Below are 20,815 nucleotides of genomic sequence, written 5' to 3'. Positions count from 1 at the left end.
TGGGAATTCAGCCCTCAATCACAACCATATGCGCGCGGGGTAAAATAAGACATGAGGGATTTCCCCTATATGCCTCTGTTCCATACCCATGGATCATAAAAAAAATTCTGGAGGAGCGATGACAGACTTCGCGAAAACCCTGTTCGAAAGCGTAGCACAGGCAAGGAGAGCCCCTGACGCAAAGGCTGTCTGTCAGTGCGTAATCGACTTTTCTGCGAAGTTGGGCTTCGATCGCGTCATTATTTGCGGAATATCGCCAAGGCCGACCGTAGAAAAACTTATCGAGGAGTTGTTCTTCGTGCATGGAGAATGGATTGAGGGGTGCAGTGCAGATGAGCGGGATGCTTACCTCCTGCACTGTCCAATAACCAAGCATATCCTTGAGACGGAAGAGCCATTTTTCTGGTCGAAAAGTCCTTCGCGCAATTCAGACAAAATGACCTATCGCATAGTTAGGGGCGTTCGCGATTTGGGGCGGGTCAACGGGATACAAGTGCCGATCTTTGGTAGGGCAGGTCTGGAAGGTGCTTTTTCGTTCGCCGCTGAGGATATTGACCTGAGTCACGGGGTGAAGTTTAGCGCTCAAGCGTTCTGCAGCATTGCATTTTTGGAGCTAAAACGGCATCGCGGCCCCGGAACGTATAGTGAGATCCAGTCGCTCACCAAGCGTGAGCTCGAGGTATTGCAATGGATTGCACTGGGTAAAAGTCAAGCGCATATAGCAACGATTATGATGATTTCCGAGCGAACAGTGGAAAACCATTTGCGTGCCGCTCGGCACCGTCTAGGCGCATCCTCTACCGCACATGCTGTTGCCCAAGCAATGAAACTGGGGGACATCGAAATTTGAATTGTTAATGACAAAAGTCATAGTCACGCCAGGCTTTCAAACGAACACACAGTTCACGTTTAAATTGCAGGCGATCTAATTAGTATGTGGGCACAGTGTGCGACACCTTTCGTGCCATTTGATTTGCATGGTTTGAATGCAGTTTCTAGTTCATAAAATACATAAAGCCAACCAAGGAGATGTTGATATGAGCAGTCCTATATGCCTTTCCCGCAGAGAGGTACTTGTGACAGCAGGTATCGGCCTTGCTGCAGCGGCGTCACCCCTTCTTGCACAGACCTCGCACGGGGGAACAACTTATGGACGCTCCACGGGAGGCTTATTCCTTCCAAACTTGTCAGCCGGAACGCCGCTAACTTCGGAGAGTATTCGCCAGAAGGCTTTTTCGATGCCGATTCACGCGCCGGCATACGCGCAACCGCCAAGCTGGTTTCTCGACCGGCCCTCGCTAACGATCAGCTATCGAACGGATATCGAGCTCGCACGGGCAATCGTGCCAGAGCCACTTGTCGTAAAGGACGCAATCGTCAGTCTTTCTTTTCTTTCGATGGTTGCGCCAGGAATTGGTGACTATTATGAATTTGCCCAAGGCATCTCGTGCTTCTTGGGTGAGGAAGCGGTTAGCTTCCGTCCTTTGATGGTGGCTGAGAACGTCACCGCAATCATGCTTGGCCGAGAAGTCTGGGGTTTACCGAAGAAGTTCGGACACCCACGTGTTGGTCAGAACAACGAGTCGTATGTCGGAACTCTTGAATACGACGGTGCGCTGGTGGCCCGTGCGAGCATGGCTTACAAATTCAAGGAGGCAGATTTAGCCGAGGCGACGAAGTCAATGCGGGTGCCGGGCGTCGTGCTCAAAATCATTCCAGACGTTGATGGGAAAACGCCACGCATCGCCGAACTGGTTAGGTTCGAGTATTCAACAGTTGATCTCAAAGAGGCTTGGACGGGGGCTGCGAGCTTGGATCTATTCAATCACGAAGCTATACCGATCGCAGCACTACCGATCCTTGAGATCGTTTCTGTACGTCATACGCTCGGCAACTATCTTCTTGAGCCCGGCAAGGTGGTTCACGACTATCTCAAGTAGGTACAGCTAGGACTGTCTAAAACTACCTCAAGCTACCGCGCTTTCATTGACCAAACCCGCAGTTAAATGACGGTAGAGTTTTAGACAGTTGATCTCCGAAAGCCACGAGTAACGTGGCCTATGCACTTCTGCAGCCCATACTGCTGCATTAGAGGCGCTTGAGTCATAACGAGCTCCGCAAATCCACAGCTTGTATCAAGGGCTCTACTTCGGCCAGGGTGAATCTGCTGCCGTCATAGACGAAGTACAGATAGCCCTGTTTGGGGACGTTGAGGTAGGCCATTCTCGCGAGGATTTTCTCGTAAACCGAGAGCACATTAATAACCCTTTTACAATACGGAACCGCAGAAGACAGAGTCCCTTCAACTGCGGCATATCCGTGCCGCTGAACGGAGTCAGCGGCCTTATAGATGTTTTCGTGGTGCTGGAAAATCCTTGTCATTTCTACTCCCTCAGAACACTAAACGCTGTAATTTAGCCCGGCATAACTGCGCTGATTTTGGCCGGTCAGGCACAAAAAGTTACTTGTGGAATTCGCTAAGCACCTGATTTTAAATGATTATTTTGTGGGCGGGATGAGCGCATCTAGCCCACGTAGTACGTGGCTTTCAGCGTTCAAGCTACCATTTTGCTGTCATTCATCCGAGTATGAGTCCCTAAAGATATCCTGCGCTTTCCCAGTGGCGACGTAATCGGCTAGACCTTGAAGGCGCCTGAAATATGCGAGTACGATTTTTACCGCCGAAAGGGGATCGCCGCTTGCAAGGGCTAGTATATGCTCACTATGTTCCTCCAGCCCGAACGCTTTGCAACTTGTGTCAAGAAGCTCAATAAGCTCTTTAAGGTCGGAGTCTGATAAATCAATATCCACGTCGGACTTGCTGAGCCAGTTTCTATTCTGAAGGAAAGTTCTGGCAGCTTTATAACTCTCTTGAGCAGGGCTTTCATCATCATTGATGTCCAAGACCAACTCTCTTATTGAGTCGGCTACGTCGCCGTTCATATAGAACTTGATTTCTCCAGGGGATGCATAATTTATCTCCCTGATCCCTGCTCGATCTTCTTGAGGAATATTCTTGTAGAGTTCCTTGAAGAAGTTTACTGAGCTGAAGCCTCCTCTCCAAGGGTGCTTATGGAAAAGCGAATCAATTTTTTCCTTCGCAGCATTACCGGTGGCACCGAGCAGAGCAAAGCCAAATGAATAGCAGTCTTGTACCAGATCCGAAAACTTCCGAAGGTCGCTTATCTCCCACCGTCCATCGATTTCTACTACTTTGTAATCACTGTTTAGGCTCTCTGGCGCATGACCAGGTATGAACATTCCTGGCTCTGGGAGGAGATCTGGGTCTATCTCAGCGGTGCGCTTAGTTTTAAACTCTTCACCGGCTTTTCCCCATAATTCGCCAAGTTCGTACTTCCCTTTATGTAGCTTTGTAATTACGTAGTGTACATCTATTTTTTCGGCATAGAGTAACTTCAAGTGCTCGGTTTTTACGCGAGAGAAATAGAACTTGTGACCCCGTTCTGCATCGTCATAATTTAATCCAAGAAATCTATCGCCAGTGCCCGACTTTGCAAGAACTACCAGCGGTATTTCGTAGCTCAACAAAACTTTTTCTATCGTGAGCTTAGCCATTTAGCGTCTCCACTTCCCCAATCAGACTCACTGGGTCGGTAGTTAGATATGGCCACCAATTTACATGCGTTTCGCTATCCTTGTGCCAGATGCCGCACAACGGATCGTAAGGGATAGGGACGGCGTGGCTAAATTTCATCCTAGGGCTTTTGACGACAGCGCGGCATACAGCTAAGGAAGTCACCAGAGAAACCGATCTAGCCAAGCACTCGTCATCATAATGACGGGATGGTAGGCGTTCTCTCTGAGAATGAAAATCAGCAGCTGACGGCGACCCTGATTTAATCAGGCGCCATAAAACCGGCTCATTAGGCGCATTCACCGTGGCCGGCGGGCAGCTTTCCGGTAGCTGTTCGAGAAACTCAAGTCCATTTGTCTGAGGCATGAATCTAATCCGAAGGTGGATAGCGAGTGCTTAATCGACGCATTCTGGGTGACCGTTCACTAGCAGTCAAAACCTATATTTCAGTCAACCCCTATCCTCTTGAATGTACTGGCATTTGTATATGTACGATGTTCAAGGAGGAGTAGCTAGGTCTTGTTCCTCGGAGAAATCCTTGCGAGGGAGGGCGCATTTAGATCAGTCGCTTATGGTGCTTTCGGGGTCACCTTGACATGGTGGTCGGCAGAGGCCAGCAGGTACCCCCCGAAAGCTTAAGAGGCCACTAGGTTAGGCGTTACAAAGACCCACGCGGCATAGGTGAAGAAGCACATGCCAGTGCAGAAGCATATAAATCCAATCAGGCCGGCTCCCCACATCCAAATATCCCACCAACCAGATGTTTCCGTTGACTGTTCACCTGAGTCTATCTGCCGGCTGTTGAGTTGGCCGAACCTATAGTCCCTACCCAGCATCAGTAGCAGAGTGAATCCAATCAGCATCATGGCCGCAGTCAGACTCACCCATGCTCCTCTGACTGGATAGATGACCTCGATGGGCAGCACCACTCCTGCCGAAAAAAAACCTGCACACACCGCCAGTGCACCACCACTCACCAGGAAAAACATTTTGACGATATCCTGGGCTCGCTCCGTGATTTTCTCTTGAGACGCATTGTGCTCTTCGACCAGCAAGTTATGTTGATCGACATCCGTTTCGGGCTTTGACACCTTTTATTCCTTTTCGCTGATGGGGTGGGCGACGAGTGTGAAAATGTTCTTTTCGGAAAGGCCATAGCCTGATTAGAGTTTAGCTTTCTATGAGCGCATAAGATCTGCAGTGTGCGCAAAACCTACGCTACAGGCCACGGAATCCCGTTTGCATAAGCACAAAAAAAACGTGTTTTTTGCCACCCAAAATAGGGGTTGTATTCGTTTTATATCAATGAGTTATGCCTGCACAGGCCCCAGCATGGGGTGCTAGGGGTCGAGTGTTCGAATCACTCCGTCCCGACCATATAATTCAAGGGGTTGCGAGATTTTATCTCGCGACCCTTTTTTATTTTTGGTCGTTTTTACCCCTACAAAACGACGGGCTCTGGGTGGGTTTTTCGGATGTGTTACCAATATCGGATTTTGTCCTAGAGGCTTTTGGCAGGCGGATTGCTCCGGCCTACCTAGCGGCCATTCGATGATGGGATGAGAATTCAGTAACGACCAAAGGCACATTACGGCTCTGTCATCACGCCATCAGCTAAAGAGGGGCCCCCTGACTGGCCGATTCCGGCACTCCATTGGTGCTATTGCAGCACCCGTCGGCTGGTGGAGTTGGATTGCGCAAGCGCTACCCGGGACGGCGGCGGCCTGATGGTGGTCGTGATTCAGTTGGCCCTCGCTTTGGGGTCTACCGTTGGCGGCCTGCTCCTGCTGTTCGATTCTTTAGTGCGGCCTAGATGACGAACTGCGGGCCGCGTACCTTTGACGGAGAGCTTTACTCGTGATGCGGCTCGTCGATGAAAGTCAGCGAACTGATTAAGCTCTGCTTGTCTACCGGCACATCTTTGGGCATTGGCAGCGTGACTTGAGCAGCGATGATGTTCAGGCCCTTGTTGCGCACTTTGATGCGTGCACGGCCATCCTTGTTGGCCATGGTCTGCTTCTGTGGCAACTCGACCAACGCCCTGAGCTGATGGCTGTGCTCACTATGGAGCTGACTGGCGATCCGCACCCCACCCGTTACCGAGTAAGCACGACCTTCCTGCTCCAGCAACGCGATGTCGCGGCGAATAGTCATGTGCGAACAGTCGAACATTTCCATCAATTGATGAACGCTCAGTACCTGATGCTTGCGCAACTGTCGCAGCATCAATTCACGGCGCTGTTCAGGGATCATCGGTGCGCCGCTTTCGGCGGGATGTCATTTTGGCTAGGCATTAGGGTTCCAAAGTGATCTTTGATTGAGCGACCACAAAAAATCCCGAAGACATTTCTGTTTCCGGGATTTTTCATTGTTTCGCAGCGGTGACGCCTGCAACTCGCCTCTTTCCCTTAGATACCAGCTGCCAGAGGGAACAGTCCCAGCAGCAAGCAAGCGAGCAAAATAAGGAAGCTCAACGCGAACGCCCATTTCATGGTGTATTTCTGGTGGTCACTGAACTCCACACCTGCCAAGCCACAGAGCAGGTAGGTCGAGGCCACAAGAGGACTGAGCAAGTGGACAGGTTGACCCACCAATGACGCTCGTCCGATTTCTGCTGCGGAGATGCCATAAGCTGCAGCAGCTTTGGCAAGCACGGGCAGAACACCATAGTAGAAGGCGTCATTGGACATGAAGAAGGTGCCCGGAATACTCGCCAACGCAGTGATCGGTGCCATGTAGGGGCCCCAGGTCGCTGGCAGCATGGCCAGGAAGCTCGCTGACATCGCATTGACCATGCCCGTTCCGGACAGAATGCCTGCCAGGATGCCGGCTGCCAGAAAGATCGCGATCTGGTTCAAAGCCGTTGGAGCGTGTGAGGAAATACGGCGACGCTGATCGTTTATATGCGGGTAGTTGATCACCAAAGCGATGGAGAACGCGACCATGAACAAAATGGAAAGTGGCAACACCTCTGTCACCAGGCCAGCCATCAGGCCGATCGTCAGAGCGGCGTTCAACCAGAACATTTTTGGACGACGCAGCTCGGCATTCTCGTCTGACATTGATGGCAGACCTTCGTCGTCAGCTTCATCGTCAAACACGGTGGCGGCAGCGCCCAGCGACTGGGGAAGGGTAAGTGCACCCAAGCGTTGACGCTCACGAATGCCGATGAAGTAAGCCAGTGCCAGAACGCCCAGGAAGCCCACCACCATGACCGGAATGAGCGGGACAAACAGCTCGGAAGTATCGACCTGCAAGGACGCAGCGGCACGAGCCAGTGGACCGCCCCATGGCAGTAGATTGGTCACGCTCGCTGCAAGAATAACCACGCAGGTAAGGGATAGTGGTTCGAGTCGCAGGCGCTTGAACAGCGGCAGCATCGCGGTGACGGTAATCATGTAGGTCGTCGAACCGTCACCATCGAGCGATACGAGGCCTGCCAGCAGCGCGGCAAAAACCACCGCCTTCATCGGGTCGCCGTTGATCAGTTTGATGAACTTGCGAATGATCGGATCGAACAGGCCGGTATCGAACATCACGCCGAAGTAGAGGATCGCGAACATCACCATGACCGCGGTTGGCGCCACCTTGCGCAAACCTTCGATCATCATATCGCCCATATCCGGGCCAAATCCGGCCAGGAGAGCGAATACGATCGGAACTGTTGTCATCGCTACCAACGGCGACAACCGCTTGGTCATGATCAGTGCCATGAAGGTCACGATCATGCCGTAGCCGAGTAATGAGAGCATTTGTATCACCTTGACGTAAAGTACAATTTTTTTTATGGGATCTGCGCTGAAAGCGCATCAAGGTTCCCGCTGCATTTTTGGTTTGATCCAGCGGGTTGCCGCTGAGTCTCACACGAGTGTCAACTCATGTGAAGGCCACCATTCAGCGAGAAGTCAGCACCATTCGCATACCCGGCCTCATCAGAGGCAAGCCAGGCACACACGGCGGCGATCTCCTCAGGTGTTCCAAGGCGCCGAGTCGGAATGTCCTGGATGATGCGGTCCATGACGTCGGCAGTTGTGACGGATTTAAGCTTGGCAGTGGCGATGTATCCGGGAGACACGGTATTCACTGTGACGCCGCGGGATCCGACTTCTCGAGCCAGAGCGCGAGTGAAGCCCCGGATTGCAGACTTGGCGGTGGAGTAGTTGACCTGACCCACCTGGCCCAGCTGGGCATTGACTGAAGAGATGTTGATGACCCGTCCCCAGCCTCTTTCGGTCATGCCATCGATAACCTGTTTGGTCACGTTGAACAGCGAATTGAGGTTGGTGTCGATGACGGTTGTCCAGTCATTGGGCTGCATTTCCTGAAAGACAACGTTGCGAGCGGTTCCGGCGTTGTTGATCAGGACATCGACTGGCCCGACATTTTTCTTGATCTGCTCAAACGCTTGGCGGCAAGAATCCCAATCAGCAACGCTCCCTTCAGAGGCAATGAAGTTAAAGCCAAGCTCCTTTTGCTGAGCGAGCCAAGTGTCTTTCAATGGGGAATTGGGACCGCATCCTGCGACAACGGTAAATCCATCTCGGGCGAGTCGCTGGCAAACTGCTGTGCCCAGGTTTCCCATGCCAGCAGTAACAAAGGCGATCTTCTTAGTCATGCGTTAACTCCTTTTGTGTTTTTTGTTGGGAGCATTGCGTGCAACCTTCAAGGGCTACTGGTCCCTAATAAACTCCACTAGAAATTGTTTTGCAAGGCAACGCAGTACAATTTATCCAAAAAGAAACGATTTCTTACCAGCGGTCATCTTCGTGCGGATTGGGTTTCATCGTCCTCCATAAACCGTCGAGTCCGTCGACAGTGCCGGCGCGAGGGCGATATTCGCAGCCCACCCAGCCCTGATATGCACGGTCTTCCAGCATCGAGAGCAGCTTCGGGAAATCAATATTGCCTGTACCTGGTTCATTGCGACCTGGGAAGTCGGCCACCTGGATATGCTTCACCCGCGACCACCATCGATTGAGCGTACTTAGGCAATCCTTGCCGAGTAATTCGGTGTGATAGGTGTCCAGGATCAGGCCAAGGTTTGGTATTGCCTCCAGCATCTCCTCTGCAAAGTCGAAGCGGCTCATCAGGTAGCCTGGGACCTCATTTGAGCTGATGACTTCAATCAAAGGCTCAATGCCTTCTCCAGACAAGAACTCAGCCGCGTACTTCAGATTGCGACGGTAAACGCTGCCATTGGCAATCACCCCAAGCTCAGCCTGCGACACCCCTGACATCAGGTGAACCATTTTGCAGTCGAGCACTTTTGCGTATTCAACAGCCTGGGTCAGCTCCGAGAGGAAGACCTGCTTCGAGCTGCAAATACCGGTATTGCCTTTTGTGGGCCCGGATGGCGCGGCAAATTGCACCATTCCGAGCTGGTGCTCATGCAGAAGCTGCGCTATCTGCGTCGCTTCATATTCATAGGGCGAGGGGAACTCGACTGCTTTAAACCTTGCTTTTGCGGCTGCTGAAAACCGCTTCAGGAAGGGTAACTCCGTAAACTGGAAACCAATGTGTGCATTCAACCTGGTCATGTCTTACTCCTTCAGTCTTTGAAACTGCATCAGGCTTGCAGAAGGCTACGCAGTTTCAACACAGCGCTGTCAGGTGTGGTCAATACTGGCAGGCCGCTCACTTGGCTCGCCTGTTGCGCTGCGCTGGTCATGGAAAATTGCGCGAAACACAGCAGTTCGCTGTTCGTTGGCGTTCGAGCGCTATCGACAATCAAAGCGTCGTGACGATCAGTGTTTCCCTTGCGCAGCTCGTCGAATGCCCCAGGGCAGACAAAGGTGTTGAGTTCGATCTCGACGTCTTGCTGCCGGGCATAGCTCTGAAACTCTTCAGTCATCGATGCGATGGCAGGCTCGAAGGTCGCGAGGATGGAAATTTTTCGAGTCCGTTGAATGGCTTCCTCGATCATGGCTTCGTTCGGTTTCAGCACCGGGATGCTTAGGGAGCGTTTGCACCGATCAATAGCGTCGCCGAATGCCGAGCAGGTAAACAAGATCGCATCAGCACCCGACTCTGCGGCATAGGTAGCGAGTTTCAAGAAGCGCTCACTCAATGCGGGCGTGAGTTCACCGGCTTGCGCCAGGTCGCTGGAAAGCGAGTCTTCCAGCAGATTGGCCAGCCTGGCTTCGGGCCAAAGTCGTGTGAACGCTTCAGTGATGGGTGCAATGGCTACCGGTGTTGCATGGATCAAATAAATGCGTGGTGCGGTCATGATGTTTCCCCGAGTTGTAATGGATTGATTTGGTGGGCTCTGTGTCACCTGTAGTGCAGCGGCGTGTGGCTGGTCATCAGGTGTGGTATTTTTTCTTTCACACCTCGAATACTGGTTTCATCAATTGAATCTAGAACAACCCTTGGCGGGCGAACCATCCAAAATGAAGCCCAAGATCAAAAAAGACCTTGCGGAGCAGTTGGCTCCGAAGATCATCGATATGGCGCGAGCCAGGTCGATGCGCGCTGGTGATCCGCTGCGCGAAGAATCTTTCGCCAAGGAGTTGGGGGTTTCGCGTTCGCCGATACGACGTGGTTTCGCATTGCTGGCCGAGTTGGGCCTGGCCACCAAGGAGCCGAATCGAGGCTATTTCCTGACGGCTGACGCGCGAGGAATCGATAGTCGTAAGCTCCCTTTGGAAGTCGACCCGTTTGAAGACTTCTATCTGCGCGTTGTTGACGACGTACTGCGCGGCGACATCCCCACGACTTTTTTTGAAGCTGAACTGATGCGCCGATATGAGGTGCCAAGAGGGCAGCTCATGAAGGTTCTGACCCGGTTGGCCAATGAGGCGATGATTGAGCGCAAGCCGGGGCAGGGGTGGGAGATCAACAGTTTTCTGCACGACTCCAAGGCGCATATTCAGAGCTACCGTTTCCGCATGGCAATCGAACCGGCTGCCGTACTGGAGCCTGGCTACGAGGTGGATAAGGCCGCGTTTGCCAAAGCCCGGGAAGTCCAGCAGCAATTGCTGGATGGCGACATTTTCACCTTGTCGCGATCGCAGCTGTTTCAGATCGGTGCGCAGCTTCATGAACTGGTGGTCCGCTGTTCGGGCAACGCTTTTTTTCTGGAAGCTATCCGCCGGCAGAACCAGTTGCGTCGATTCATGGCCTACAAGGCCAACGTCGATCGGCCTCGGCTGATCAACCAATGTAAAGAGCACATCCATCTTCTGGATCTCATCGAAAGTGGGCAGCGAGAGGCTGCCGCGGAGTTCCTGCGCAACCACCTCGATGTCGTCGGGCGGCAAAAAACCGACAAAGAGGCCAAGGATGAGCTGGAGTACCAGCGCAGCCTTGAGGTCTCGGTGGTCAGTTAAGGCGCGGTTCGTTCAGCAACACCACGCCGTCATCGTCGCCGTACAACTGGTCGCCGTCAGCGATGGAGTGTCCGGCGAACTCCAGCGTTATTCCGATTTGCCCCTCGTTACGCTTGACGGTCTTGCGCGGTGAAGTGCCCAGTGCCTTGATCGCGATCGGCATGTCGCGCAAAGCGGCTTTGTCGCGGATGTATCCGTAGATCAACACGCCGGCCCAGCCGTTCTTCACCAGGTCCTCAGCAATCACATCGCCGAACAACGCGAAGCGATCACTACCCCCACCGTCTACCACCAGCACTCTACCTTGACCCGGCAAACTGCTTATTTCCTTGATCCTGGAATTGTCCTCAAAGCATTTCAGGGTGAAGGCACGTCCCTCGAAATCGTTCTTGCCGCCAAAGTCCTGAAACATTGGGGTCAGAATGCGAATTGAGTCTGGGTACTGATCGCACAGATCGGATGTTTTAACTGTCATGGAGGATTCTCCTGCTTCGATTGGTGGATGACCGTTGAGCGAAAAGATTGCACAAATTGAATATTCATGCAATAAAATGCAATCTGTCGAAAGCGAGAACGACACTGCTCCAGAAAAATCTCAGGACGAACGGGAGCAAATGGTTAAGGACTTCGCCTCGCCAATATTGTACTTTGTATTTACGATGTACATAAATGGAGCTGGTTTCTGACACACCGGCTTCGAAAAATTCAGCTCAAACAATAAGTAAGGGGTTTGCGATGCGTATTTTGGTTCTTCCTGGTGATGGTATTGGTCCAGAAATCGTTGAGTCTTCGATGTCGGTGCTGAATGCAGCGAACACAAAATTCGATCTGGGCCTGAGCTTCGATTACGACGATGTCGGTTTCACGAGCCTGGACAAATACGGCACCACCTTGCGTGATGAAGTGTTGGAAAAGGCCAAAGGCTATGACGGCATTATTCTCGGCACCCAATCGCACGCCGACTATCCAGTCCCTGAAAAGGGCGGTCGTAACGTTTCCGCGGGCTTTCGTATCGGCCTGGATCTCTACGCCAACGTGCGTCCTGCCCGCACTCGTCCATTCCTGACTTCGAACATGAAGGAAGGCAAGACGATGGACTTGGTGATCATGCGTGAAGCGACTGAAGGGTTTTATCCGGACCGCAACATGAGCCGTGGTTGGGGTGAAATGATGCCAACCCCTGATATGGCTTTATCCACGCGTAAAATCACACGTCATTGCAGTGAACGTATTGCTCGTCGCGCATTCGAGCTGGCTATGAAACGTGGCAAGAAGGTCACCGCCATTCACAAAGCCAACAGCTTCCACATGACTGATGGCCTGTTCCTGGAATGCGTTCGCAATGTAGCGAAGGACTTCCCTGAAGTCGCTTTGGACGATTTGCTGGTCGATGCGTCGACGGCTCACCTGGTGCGCAGCCCTGAGCGCTTCGACGTATTGGTTGCCACGAACTTCTACGGCGACATCATCAGTGACCTCGCCAGCGAACTGTCGGGCAGCCTGGGTCTCGCCGGTTCGATGATGGCCAGCGATGTTCATTGCTGCGCCCAGGCACAGCATGGCTCCGCACCGGACATCGCCGGTCAGGACAAGGCCAACCCGGTCTCGATGATCCTCTCCGTTGGCATGCTCCTGCAGTGGATGGGCGAGCACCATAACAATGAAGCATTGATCAACGCCGGCCTGGAAATGGACAAGGCTGTCGATGCAGTTCTGAAAGATCCTAAGCAGCGCACTCCGGATCTGGGCGGTTCCAGCGGTACCAAAGCTTTTGGTGAAGCCGTCGCCAAGGTGATCCTGGGCTGATCGACTCGGGCGGCATGCCAGTCATGCCGCCCGCTTGCGGAATTAATATCAAGAAATGCCTGTTCTTCCTTGAGGTCATCCAAGGAGAGGGCTAGAGGAGAGTGCAGTGAGTCAATTACTACTCGGTTGCATCGCTGACGACTTCACCGGCGGTACGGATCTGGCCAGCACGTTAGTGCGTGCCGGAATGCGCACCCTGCAAGTGATTGGCGTACCTGAAGGGCCGTTGCCGGACGATATCGATGCTGTCGTCATTGCTCTGAAAAGCCGCACCATCAGCGCCGAAGAGGCCGTTACTCAGTCGCTCGAAGCGTTGGAGTGGTTGCGTGCTGCGGGTTGCCAACAGTTTTTTTTCAAATACTGCTCGACGTTTGATTCCACGTCTCGCGGGAACATCGGCCCGGTGGCGGATGCCCTCGCCGATGCACTGGGTGTGTCATTCGCCGTGGCTTGCCCTGCGTTTCCGGAAAACAAACGCACCATTTTTAACGGTCATCTGTTCGTTGGCGAGCAGTTATTAAGCGAATCCGGGATGCGCAATCATCCGTTGACGCCCATGACCGACTCCAATCTGGTTCGGGTGTTGCAGCAACAGACGCTTAAGCCGGTCGGGCTCGTTGCACATTCGGTCGTCAGCAAAGGCGCGCAAGCCATTTCGACGGCCTTCAGTAACCTTGAGGCGCAGGGCCAGGGATACGCCATCGTCGACGCGATCGACGACGAGGATCTGTATGCAATCGGCGGGGCTGTTGCAGACCATAAGCTCGTTACCGGCGGGTCCGGCGTTGCGCTGGGTCTACCTGAAAACTTCCGCCGTGCAGGTTTACTCGGTAAATCCGAGACGGCTTCGGTGCTACCCGCCATTAAAGGGTTGGGCGCGGTAGTTTCCGGCAGTTGTTCAGTGGCGACCAACAGCCAGGTCGAGCACTGGCAAAAGAGCCGTCCGAGTTTCTCCCTTGATCCACTGCTCCTGGCGAATGGTCATGATCAGGTAGCCCAAGCACTCGCCTGGGCGAAGGACTTGATTCAGCAAGGACCGATTCTGATTTACGGCAGTGCGCAGCCAGAGACGGTCAAGCTTGCCCAGCAGAAGCTCGGTGTTGAAGCCGCTGGGCAGATCGTTGAAGACGCGCTGTCCGCCGTGGCTGTTGGCCTGTATGAGATGGGCGTGCGCAAGCTCGTGGTGGCCGGTGGCGAAACGTCGGGTGCTGTGGTCAAGGCACTGAAGATCAAAGCTCTGAGAATCGGAGCGACGATTGATCCAGGCGTCCCATGGACGCTCGGTTTGCGGGACGACCCGGTAGCCCTGGCGCTGAAGTCCGGCAATTTCGGAACAGTAGACTTCTTTGAGAAGGCATTGGCCAATGCGCCATGATCTGTTGAGTCTCGAAATCTTCATGGCAGTGGCAGAGCAGCGCAACCTGACAAAGGCTTCGCAACTCTGCCACCTGGCGACGTCCGCGGTGAGTAAACGGATCAGCGAGCTTGAAGAAAAAGTGGGCTCAGCGTTGTTCATTCGATACCCACGCGGAATGGAGCTCACTCCTGCTGGACAGTCGCTTCGCCACTATGCTTTGCAGCTCAATGAAACACTCCAGAAAATGGATCAGGAGCTAAGTGAGTACGGTGCGGGTATCAAAGGTCACGTTCGCTTGCACGCCATTACCTCCGCGCTGGCACAACAGCTAAGCCTGGACATCGGCACGTTCCTGGAAACCTATCCCGACATCAAATTTGACGTCGAAGAACGTGTCGGTGCGGCGATCGTCCGAGCGGTGTCGGACGGTCGCGCGGACGTCGGCATCATTGCCGAACAGACGCCATCCCTGGGGTTGGAAACACTGGCCTATCGCGTGGACGAATTGGTGATCGCAGTTCCCGAACACCATCCATTGGCGGGGCACGCGCACGCCACGTTCGATCAGGCGTTGCACTATGAATTCATCGGTCCTCACGTAGAAAGTTCTGTGCACCTGCTACTGACTGAGCAAGCTGCATTGTTAGGGCAGACGGTCAGGCAGCGGGTTCGCGTTTCCAGTTTTGAGTGCATGTGCCGGATGGTCTCGACCAATCTGGGTATCTGCATTTTGCCTCGCGATGTATTGCGCCCTTATCTGCGTCCCTTTCAATTGCACGCTGTGACGCTGGCCGAGCCTTGGGCCAAGCGTCAGTTGCAGATCGTTGCTCGTCGATTCGAATCCTTGCCACCGACTGCCCGCGCGTTCGTCGCGCACTTGACCGCGTGACAGGCGCCGTTCAATTCACCCTTTGAGATGAGCTCATGTTTATTTACGTTGGCTGTCGTACCACTCGTGAAAGAAATGCTCGGGGTAACGGGATCAACGTCTACAGCGTCGACCCGCAAACGGGATGCCTGACTCATGTGCAGTTGGTCGATGGCTTGGTTAACCCCTCTTTTCTGGCCATCAGCAAGCAACAGGATTTTCTGTATTGCGTCCATGGCGATACGGACCAAGCCAGTGCGTTCAGAATCAACTCCGATGGCACGCTGAGCTATCTCAATAGCCAAAGCACCCACGGCCACAATCCCGCGCATCTGGCGATTTCACCGGACGGTGGTTTTCTGGTTGTGAGCAATCATTACAGTGGTTCAGTTGTTGTTCTGCCGATCCTCGCCTCGGGTGAGCTGGGCGAACTCTGTGACCAGGTGCTGACCGAAGGGCCGATCGGACCTCATCGGATTGAGCAAAAAGGCCCGAAACCTCATTTCAATCCATTCGATCCCAGTGGAAAAAATGTGGTGGTGCCGGACAAAGGGTTGGACCGAATCTTCATCTATCGATTCGATTCGCAACTGGGCAAGCTGCTGCCGGCTGCTTGCCCGTTTGTGGCCACTCGCAAAGGGGCGGGGCCTCGGCACGTGGCGTTTCATCCTGGGCTGCCGGTGGTCTACTCGGTCAATGAGCTGGATTCCACCGTCGGCACCTACCGCTTCAACAACGAAAGCGGCGAGCTTCAGCCACAGCAGGTGATCTCTGCGCTACCTGATTCTTTTACCGGCGACAGCACGGCGGCAGAGATCGAAGTCGATGGAACGGGGCGATTCCTGTACGCCTCGAATAGAGGCAGCGACACCATCACGGTCTTCAGAATCGACCCGCAATCGGGTTGGTTGACATTTGAATCGGCGACGCCAACGGAAGGCAGGACACCACGATTTTTTGCGTTGTCACCCGACGGAAAAGCCATGTACGTCGCCAATGAGGACAGCGATACGATCGTGGTTTTCTGTGTTGATCCGGCGACTGGAGCCTTGACCCCGACGGGTGAAGTTGTCGAGACGGGAAGTCCGGTATGCATGGTCTTCGGTGGATCGAGGGCATGAAAGCGTTTTTCACCTCAATGGGATTGTGGTGGGCAACACCGTTGGTGGGAATTGCCGGGGCTCTGCTTGCCAGCTACCTGAACTGGCCTTTGCCCTGGATCATTGGATCAATGTTGGCGGTGATCCTGGTGCGTTGCCTGGGCTGGCGGGTGGGGGAGATTCCCAATGGACGCCTGACTGGGCAGTGGATGATCGCAACGTCCATCGGCTTACACTTTACGCCTGTGGTGCTCGAGCAGATCCTGGGGCATTTCGCGATGATGCTGTTCGCGGCGTTTCTCACCCTGTTCCTGGCGCTGCTCGGCGTAGAGTTCATGCGGCGTCGTGGCATGGACCTGACGACCGCTTTCTTCGCCTTCATGCCCGCCAACTTTTCAGAAATGATTCAATCGGGAATCAGGCATAAGGCCAACGTCAGTCAGATTGCTGCGGCTCACAGCGTACGTTTGGTGTTGATTGTTCTCTGTGTGCCGCCGGCGATGTTTTTCACCGCGAAAATCTCTCCGGCAGTGGTTCATGCCCGTTTTCCCAGTGATTGGTATTGGCTGCTTCCGTTGCTGATCGGTGGGGCGCTGACGGCAATGATCTGGAAGCGCTACAAGCTACCGAACCCCTGGATGTTCGGGCCGATGGCCCTGTGCGCGTTGTTCACGGCCAGCTTCAATTTGCAAACTGCGCTGCCTGTGGAGCTCAGTCATTACGGCCAGCTCATGATCGGATGCGCGCTCGGCGGGTATTTTGATCGACAGTTCTTCAGGGCTTCGCCGAAGTTCTTGCTCAAGGTCTCGCTATTCAACCTGATCATGATCTTCTGCACCCTGGTTCTGGCGCTTGGAATAGGCTATTTGCTGGGCTTTCCAGTGTTGACCCTGGCGTTGGGCATGATGCCGGGAAGCAGTACGGAGATGTACCTGACGGCCGAAGCCCTGAACCTGGGTGTCGGCGTTGTCACGGCGATGCAAATCATGCGTCTGGTGGTGGTGATGCTCTGTGCCGAGCCGGTGCACAAAGTCTGGTTGAAACGTCTTCGCCGCTGAGCGGGCAAGTGCGTTTCAACCTGCCATGTGCGATGTGTTAATGGTCCTGCAAGGGGGCGACGGTGACGTCGCTCTGACCGCTGTCGACGAGTGCCTTGAGGACGAAGCCGTTGGCTTTCTGTTCTTCCAGGAACTCCCTGACGTAAGCCGCGGCCGCGACACATTGCACAGGAACGCCCATCGCTTGGCGAATCGACGTGAAGTAACCGTCCAGCACACGCAGTTCTCTATTAGCTTCGGCAACCTTGAGCAGTGGCTGGCGCACCCCCGCAGCAGCCTCCAGGTTTTCGTCGAGAAACAGATCGACCGCGCCAGCGGATGTCGGCGCACGGACGAGGGTCGCGTGCTGTTGAGTTCGGCTCAGGTACAAGTCGTAAGCAGCACCCTTGCCAACGGCGATCCGCACGCCGGGCTGATCCAAATCTTCCATTTTGAAGAACGGGGAGCTGTTTTTGACCAGATAAGTACCTTCGATGATCACGTAAGGTTCGCTGAAGGCGACTTGAGCTTCACGCACAGGTTCGATGGCCAGGAATGCAATGTTCCATTGCTTCTGCGCTAAAGCTTCGAACACCTTGCCCGCAGCGTCATAGGTAATGAACTCAACAGGGACGCCTAAGTGCTTGCCCAGTGCCACAGCCAGGCTGACGGACACCCCTTGAGGCTTTCCTGTCTCGGCGTTGCGCTGTGCAAGCACCGGGTTGCCGAAGTTGATGGCGGCACGGAGAACGCCAGTCGGCGCCAGATCACTGAGGACTTCTGCGGTAGGGGTGGGCATAAATAGTCTCCTGGGAAAATGTCATCGGTCCCGAGAGTAGGGAAGTGCGCAAGACCTGACAATTTCAGGCTCACCAAGGCTGCGTTCTCCGTGGACGAACGATGGCTTGCTCAACGCTCAATTTTACTCGGGCCGGCCTTTGATTACGCTAGGTCCAACTGAACGACCGAATAGAGTCGTTTGCTCATGCACTCAACCGGTGAATGATAAACCCATGATTTCAGCTATCGACGCACGTCATCAAAGCCACCTTCAAGTGGGCGACACCCGTTACGCCTACGTGGATCTGCACAAGATACTGACCCCGGATGAGCTCCGTAGCTTGCCCTATTCGATTCGCATCCTGCTGGAGAATGTGGCGCGTTGTTCACCGGCGTCTCTGGACAATTTCATTGAGTGCATACGCGAAGGCGCGCCGGCCTGCGAAGTGCCTTTTTATCCCAACCGGTTGATGTTCCACGACACGACGTGCCTGCCGGCGCTGGCTGACTTTGCCGGCATGCGCGACATGGTGGCGGAAATGGGCGGTGCACCGGAAACCATGAACCCGATGATTCCTGCAGTGCTGGTCATCGATCATTCGGTGATTGTCGAGCGCTACGCCGAGGCGGATGCCGTCGAGAAGAACCTCGACATCGATTATCGCCGCAACTCCGAGCGCTATGAATTCATCAAGTGGGCACAAAAGAGCCTGACCAATTTCAAGGTGGTGCCGCCGGGCACCGGGATCATCCACCAGGTCAACATGGAGTCACTGGCGACTGTTGTCTGGGAAAGCCAGACTGCCGACGGCCAGCCGCTGCTGCATCCTGACGATATCGTCGCGACCGATAGCCACACGCCCATGATCAACGCCATCGGCGTGCTGGGCTGGGGCGTGGGCGGGCTGGAAGGGCAGGCTGCCATGCTGGGCGAGCCGGTGCCGATCAGCTTTCCTGACGTCGTCGGCATACGCTTGAGCAACGAACTGCGGCCCGGCGTGACGGCTACCGATCTGGCATTACGCATCACTCAGATGCTGCGTGCGACGGGCGTGGTGGGCAAGTTCGTTGAATTCTGTGGGCCCGGTCTATCGAAGCTCAGTTGGGCGGCACGGGGGACGCTGTCGAACATGGCCCCTGAGTATGGCGCCACCGTAGTGTTCTTCCCGTTCGACGACAACACCATGGAATACATGCACCTGACCGGGCGGAGTGAGGACACTATTGCGCGTATTCAAACGTACCTTGAGGCGCAAGGCTTGTGGCGCCACGACTCGTTGCCCGAGCCGCACTTCGATGACCTGATCGAGCTGGACCTGGCGGCCATCGAGCCGAGTGTCGCCGGGCCTCATCAGCCGCATCAGTGGCGCAAACTGGCGGACGCTGCACCGTCCTTTCGCCAGGATATTCTGGGTGAGCGGGAAGGCGTGATTGCTCGCTCCTCGGACACTGAGACCGAGTACTTCGAGCCTTCGTTTGGCCAGGCGCTGACCCACGGCGCCATTTCCCTCGCGGCGATCACCAGCTGTACCAACACCGCGAACCCGAGCCAGATGATCCAGGCCGGATTGGTGGCCCGCAACGCTCAGCGTCGAGGTTTGCGCAGCAAGCCTTGGGTCAAGACATCCCTGTCGCCCGGATCGCGCGTAGTTGCGGACTACCTGGAAAAAGCCGACCTGCTGAGAGACTTCTCGATCCTGGGGTTTGACCTGGCCGGATTTGGCTGCATGACCTGCATCGGCAACTCCGGCAGCCTCGAAGAACACATGGAGCGCTTCTCGGACCAAGGCCTGAAAACCGTGGTGGTGCTGTCAGGCAATCGCAACTTCGAAGGGCGGGTCAATCCACGGGTGCAGATCGGTTACCTGGCTTCGCCGGCGCTGGTCGTGGCCTACGCGTTGGCCGGCACTATCAACATGGACATCCAGGCTGAGCCGTTGGGTCAGGATTCGGCGGGCAACGACGTGTATCTGCATGAACTGATGCCGACCGAAGAGCAAATTCAAGCGCTGGTCAGCGAGACCGTTCGCCCGGACCTGTTCCGCAAACGCAACGCCATGCTGTGGGACGGCACTCATCACTGGCAGGCACTGTCGGCCAGTGGCAGTGTGCAATTTCCTTGGGCGCCGGATTCGACTTATCTGCGTCGCCCTATTTATCTGCAAAACGTCAAACCCCAGGCTTCCACTGAGCTGTCGATTCATGACGCGCGGGTGTTGATGGTGCTGGGCGACAACGTCACCACCGACCACATCTCACCGGCCAGTGCGATTCCACTTCAAAGCCAGGCTGGACAGTGGTTGACCGAGCGCGGTGAAAACCCGAACGATCTCAATCAATACTCGACACGGCGCAGCAACCACGAAGTGATGATGCGCGGCGCGTTCGTCAATCGGGCGGTGAAAAATCAGTTGCTGGATCAACAGCCGAGAGAGGGTGGCTTTGCCAGGGCTTACGACGGCTCGATTCAGCGGGTATACGACGCGGCGCTGAGCTATGCCGCCAAGGATGTACCGCTGGTGATTTTCGCCGGGTTCAACTACGGCGCAGGCTCCAGCCGTGACTGGGCCGCCAAGGCGCAAGCCACACTGGGCGTCAAAGCCGTCATCGCACAAAGTTTTGAACGTATCCACCGCAGCAACCTGATCGGCATGGGCATTCTGCCCATCACCTTTGCAGCAGGCGCCGATGCCCAGAGCGTGCAGCTGACGGGTAGTGAGTCACTGGACTTCAGCGGACTGGAGACGTTGCAGGTGGGGGCCAACCCGGTGTGCCTGACGATCAGTGGTACTGACAAAGGGCTGACGTCGGTGTCGTTGATTCTGCAACTCGATTCCCAGCAGGAGATTCTGTACTTGAAGGAGGGCGGGATTTTGCCCTATGTCGTGCGTAAGGTTGTCGCTGAGGCGGAGGCCTAAACGAAAGACTGGCCCTTGAACACTGT

17 protein-coding genes and 2 pseudogenes are annotated in these 20,815 nt (G+C 54.6%); 10 read left to right on the top strand and 9 right to left on the bottom strand.

The window, feature by feature from the left end; genetic code table 11:
- The first annotated feature begins 118 nt into the window (after positions 1-118).
- Together HX846_RS02710 and HX846_RS02705 are read left to right on the top strand one after the other, a co-directional pair.
- Complete coding sequence (locus HX846_RS02710; RefSeq protein ID WP_177046933.1) at positions 119-850, top strand: PA1136 family autoinducer-binding transcriptional regulator; 732 nt, start codon at positions 119-121, stop codon at positions 848-850.
- A 187-nt stretch (positions 851-1,037) separates the two neighbouring features.
- Complete coding sequence (locus HX846_RS02705) at positions 1,038-1,940, top strand: acetoacetate decarboxylase (RefSeq protein WP_177046931.1); 903 nt, start codon at positions 1,038-1,040, stop codon at positions 1,938-1,940.
- Between the two features lie 634 nt (positions 1,941-2,574).
- On the opposite strand, the gene HX846_RS02700 is transcribed toward HX846_RS02705, so the two are convergent.
- Together HX846_RS02700 and HX846_RS02695 are read right to left on the bottom strand one after the other, a co-directional pair.
- Positions 2,575-3,576 (bottom strand): hypothetical protein, encoded by a 1,002-nt coding sequence (locus HX846_RS02700; protein WP_178964934.1) that lies wholly within the window; start codon positions 3,574-3,576, stop codon positions 2,575-2,577.
- Positions 3,577-4,230: 654 nt separating this feature from the next.
- Positions 4,231-4,686 carry a hypothetical protein gene (locus tag HX846_RS02695; protein ID WP_178964933.1) on the bottom strand — a complete coding sequence of 152 codons (456 nt, stop codon included), beginning with the start codon at positions 4,684-4,686 and terminating at the stop codon, positions 4,231-4,233.
- Between the two features lie 568 nt (positions 4,687-5,254).
- On the opposite strand from HX846_RS02695, the pseudogene HX846_RS39415 reads away from it, so the two are divergent.
- Positions 5,255-5,379, top strand: a pseudogene (locus HX846_RS39415) (MFS transporter); the annotation flags it as partial.
- Positions 5,380-5,584: 205 nt separating this feature from the next.
- On the opposite strand, the pseudogene HX846_RS02690 reads toward HX846_RS39415, so the two are convergent.
- The 5 genes and pseudogenes from HX846_RS02690 to HX846_RS02670 all read right to left on the bottom strand — a co-directional run.
- A pseudogene (locus HX846_RS02690) lies at positions 5,585-5,889 on the bottom strand (DeoR family transcriptional regulator); the annotation flags it as partial.
- 114 nt (positions 5,890-6,003) lie between these two features.
- Complete coding sequence (locus tag HX846_RS02685) at positions 6,004-7,347, bottom strand: CitMHS family transporter (RefSeq protein ID WP_087694034.1); 1,344 nt, start codon at positions 7,345-7,347, stop codon at positions 6,004-6,006.
- 119 nt (positions 7,348-7,466) lie between these two features.
- Positions 7,467-8,210: an acetoacetyl-CoA reductase gene (phbB, locus tag HX846_RS02680; protein WP_087694035.1), complete on the bottom strand. Its 744-nt coding sequence runs from the start codon at positions 8,208-8,210 to the stop codon at positions 7,467-7,469.
- A 133-nt stretch (positions 8,211-8,343) separates the two neighbouring features.
- On the bottom strand, positions 8,344-9,132 hold the full coding sequence (locus HX846_RS02675) for a hydroxypyruvate isomerase family protein (protein WP_178964932.1): 789 nt from the start codon (positions 9,130-9,132) through the stop codon (positions 8,344-8,346).
- 29 nt (positions 9,133-9,161) lie between these two features.
- A complete protein-coding gene (locus HX846_RS02670; RefSeq protein ID WP_087694037.1) occupies positions 9,162-9,821 on the bottom strand; it encodes an aspartate/glutamate racemase family protein in 660 nt (219 codons plus the stop codon).
- A gap of 163 nt (positions 9,822-9,984) precedes the next feature.
- Between HX846_RS02670 and HX846_RS02665 the strand changes: the two genes are divergently transcribed.
- Positions 9,985-10,923 carry a GntR family transcriptional regulator gene (locus tag HX846_RS02665; RefSeq protein ID WP_178964931.1) on the top strand — a complete coding sequence of 313 codons (939 nt, stop codon included), beginning with the start codon at positions 9,985-9,987 and terminating at the stop codon, positions 10,921-10,923.
- Here HX846_RS02665 and rraA read toward each other — a convergent pair.
- Entirely contained in the window at positions 10,916-11,398 is a 483-nt protein-coding gene (gene rraA / locus HX846_RS02660) for a ribonuclease E activity regulator RraA (RefSeq protein ID WP_087694039.1), read from the bottom strand. The genes HX846_RS02665 and rraA overlap by 8 nt on opposite strands.
- 260 nt (positions 11,399-11,658) lie before the next feature.
- On the opposite strand from rraA, the gene HX846_RS02655 reads away from it, so the two are divergent.
- The 5 genes from HX846_RS02655 to HX846_RS02635 all read left to right on the top strand — a co-directional run bounded on the left by HX846_RS02655 (position 11,659) and on the right by HX846_RS02635 (position 17,112).
- Positions 11,659-12,729 carry an isocitrate/isopropylmalate dehydrogenase family protein gene (locus HX846_RS02655; protein WP_087694040.1) on the top strand — a complete coding sequence of 357 codons (1,071 nt, stop codon included), beginning with the start codon at positions 11,659-11,661 and terminating at the stop codon, positions 12,727-12,729.
- Between the two features lie 106 nt (positions 12,730-12,835).
- Positions 12,836-14,104: a 3-oxo-tetronate kinase gene (gene otnK, locus HX846_RS02650; protein ID WP_087694041.1), complete on the top strand. Its 1,269-nt coding sequence runs from the start codon at positions 12,836-12,838 to the stop codon at positions 14,102-14,104.
- The gene (locus HX846_RS02645; RefSeq protein WP_087694042.1) at positions 14,094-14,975 is read left to right on the top strand and encodes a LysR family transcriptional regulator; all 882 of its coding nucleotides are present in this window, start codon (positions 14,094-14,096) and stop codon (positions 14,973-14,975) included. Before otnK ends, HX846_RS02645 begins: the two co-directional genes overlap by 11 nt.
- A gap of 35 nt (positions 14,976-15,010) precedes the next feature.
- On the top strand, positions 15,011-16,075 hold the full coding sequence (locus HX846_RS02640) for a lactonase family protein (RefSeq protein WP_178964930.1): 1,065 nt from the start codon (positions 15,011-15,013) through the stop codon (positions 16,073-16,075).
- Complete coding sequence (locus HX846_RS02635; protein ID WP_087694044.1) at positions 16,072-17,112, top strand: AbrB family transcriptional regulator; 1,041 nt, start codon at positions 16,072-16,074, stop codon at positions 17,110-17,112. Before HX846_RS02640 ends, HX846_RS02635 begins: the two co-directional genes overlap by 4 nt.
- Positions 17,113-17,149: 37 nt before the next feature.
- Here the strand turns inward: HX846_RS02635 and HX846_RS02630 are convergent, their stop codons facing one another.
- A complete protein-coding gene (locus HX846_RS02630; protein WP_087694045.1) occupies positions 17,150-17,890 on the bottom strand; it encodes an ABC transporter substrate-binding protein in 741 nt (246 codons plus the stop codon).
- 214 nt (positions 17,891-18,104) lie between these two features.
- Here HX846_RS02630 and acnA point away from each other — a divergent pair, with 214 nt between their 5' ends.
- Positions 18,105-20,789: an aconitate hydratase AcnA gene (acnA, locus tag HX846_RS02625; protein ID WP_178964929.1), complete on the top strand. Its 2,685-nt coding sequence runs from the start codon at positions 18,105-18,107 to the stop codon at positions 20,787-20,789.
- The last annotated feature ends 26 nt before the right edge of the window (positions 20,790-20,815 follow it).

Source organism: Pseudomonas sp. K5002 (assembly GCF_013386655.1).
In the GTDB taxonomy this organism is placed as follows: Bacteria; Pseudomonadota; Gammaproteobacteria; order Pseudomonadales; family Pseudomonadaceae; genus Aquipseudomonas.
Note: the sequence above shows the minus strand (reverse complement) of the source record. Positions and strands in the feature narration are given on the sequence as shown.

Coding starts and splice junctions, on each gene's coding strand:
- HX846_RS02710 (WP_177046933.1), top strand. CDS start 119: ATGACAGACTTCGCGAAAACCCTGTTCGAAAGCGTAGCACAGGCAAGG.
- HX846_RS02705 (WP_177046931.1), top strand. CDS start 1,038: ATGAGCAGTCCTATATGCCTTTCCCGCAGAGAGGTACTTGTGACAGCA.
- HX846_RS02700 (WP_178964934.1), bottom strand. CDS start 3,576: ATGGCTAAGCTCACGATAGAAAAAGTTTTGTTGAGCTACGAAATACCG.
- HX846_RS02685 (WP_087694034.1), bottom strand. CDS start 7,347: ATGCTCTCATTACTCGGCTACGGCATGATCGTGACCTTCATGGCACTG.
- phbB (WP_087694035.1), bottom strand. CDS start 8,210: ATGACTAAGAAGATCGCCTTTGTTACTGCTGGCATGGGAAACCTGGGC.
- HX846_RS02675 (WP_178964932.1), bottom strand. CDS start 9,132: ATGACCAGGTTGAATGCACACATTGGTTTCCAGTTTACGGAGTTACCC.
- HX846_RS02670 (WP_087694037.1), bottom strand. CDS start 9,821: ATGACCGCACCACGCATTTATTTGATCCATGCAACACCGGTAGCCATT.
- HX846_RS02665 (WP_178964931.1), top strand. CDS start 9,985: ATGAAGCCCAAGATCAAAAAAGACCTTGCGGAGCAGTTGGCTCCGAAG.
- rraA (WP_087694039.1), bottom strand. CDS start 11,398: ATGACAGTTAAAACATCCGATCTGTGCGATCAGTACCCAGACTCAATT.
- HX846_RS02655 (WP_087694040.1), top strand. CDS start 11,659: ATGCGTATTTTGGTTCTTCCTGGTGATGGTATTGGTCCAGAAATCGTT.
- HX846_RS02645 (WP_087694042.1), top strand. CDS start 14,094: ATGCGCCATGATCTGTTGAGTCTCGAAATCTTCATGGCAGTGGCAGAG.
- HX846_RS02640 (WP_178964930.1), top strand. CDS start 15,011: ATGTTTATTTACGTTGGCTGTCGTACCACTCGTGAAAGAAATGCTCGG.
- HX846_RS02635 (WP_087694044.1), top strand. CDS start 16,072: ATGAAAGCGTTTTTCACCTCAATGGGATTGTGGTGGGCAACACCGTTG.
- HX846_RS02630 (WP_087694045.1), bottom strand. CDS start 17,890: ATGCCCACCCCTACCGCAGAAGTCCTCAGTGATCTGGCGCCGACTGGC.
- acnA (WP_178964929.1), top strand. CDS start 18,105: ATGATTTCAGCTATCGACGCACGTCATCAAAGCCACCTTCAAGTGGGC.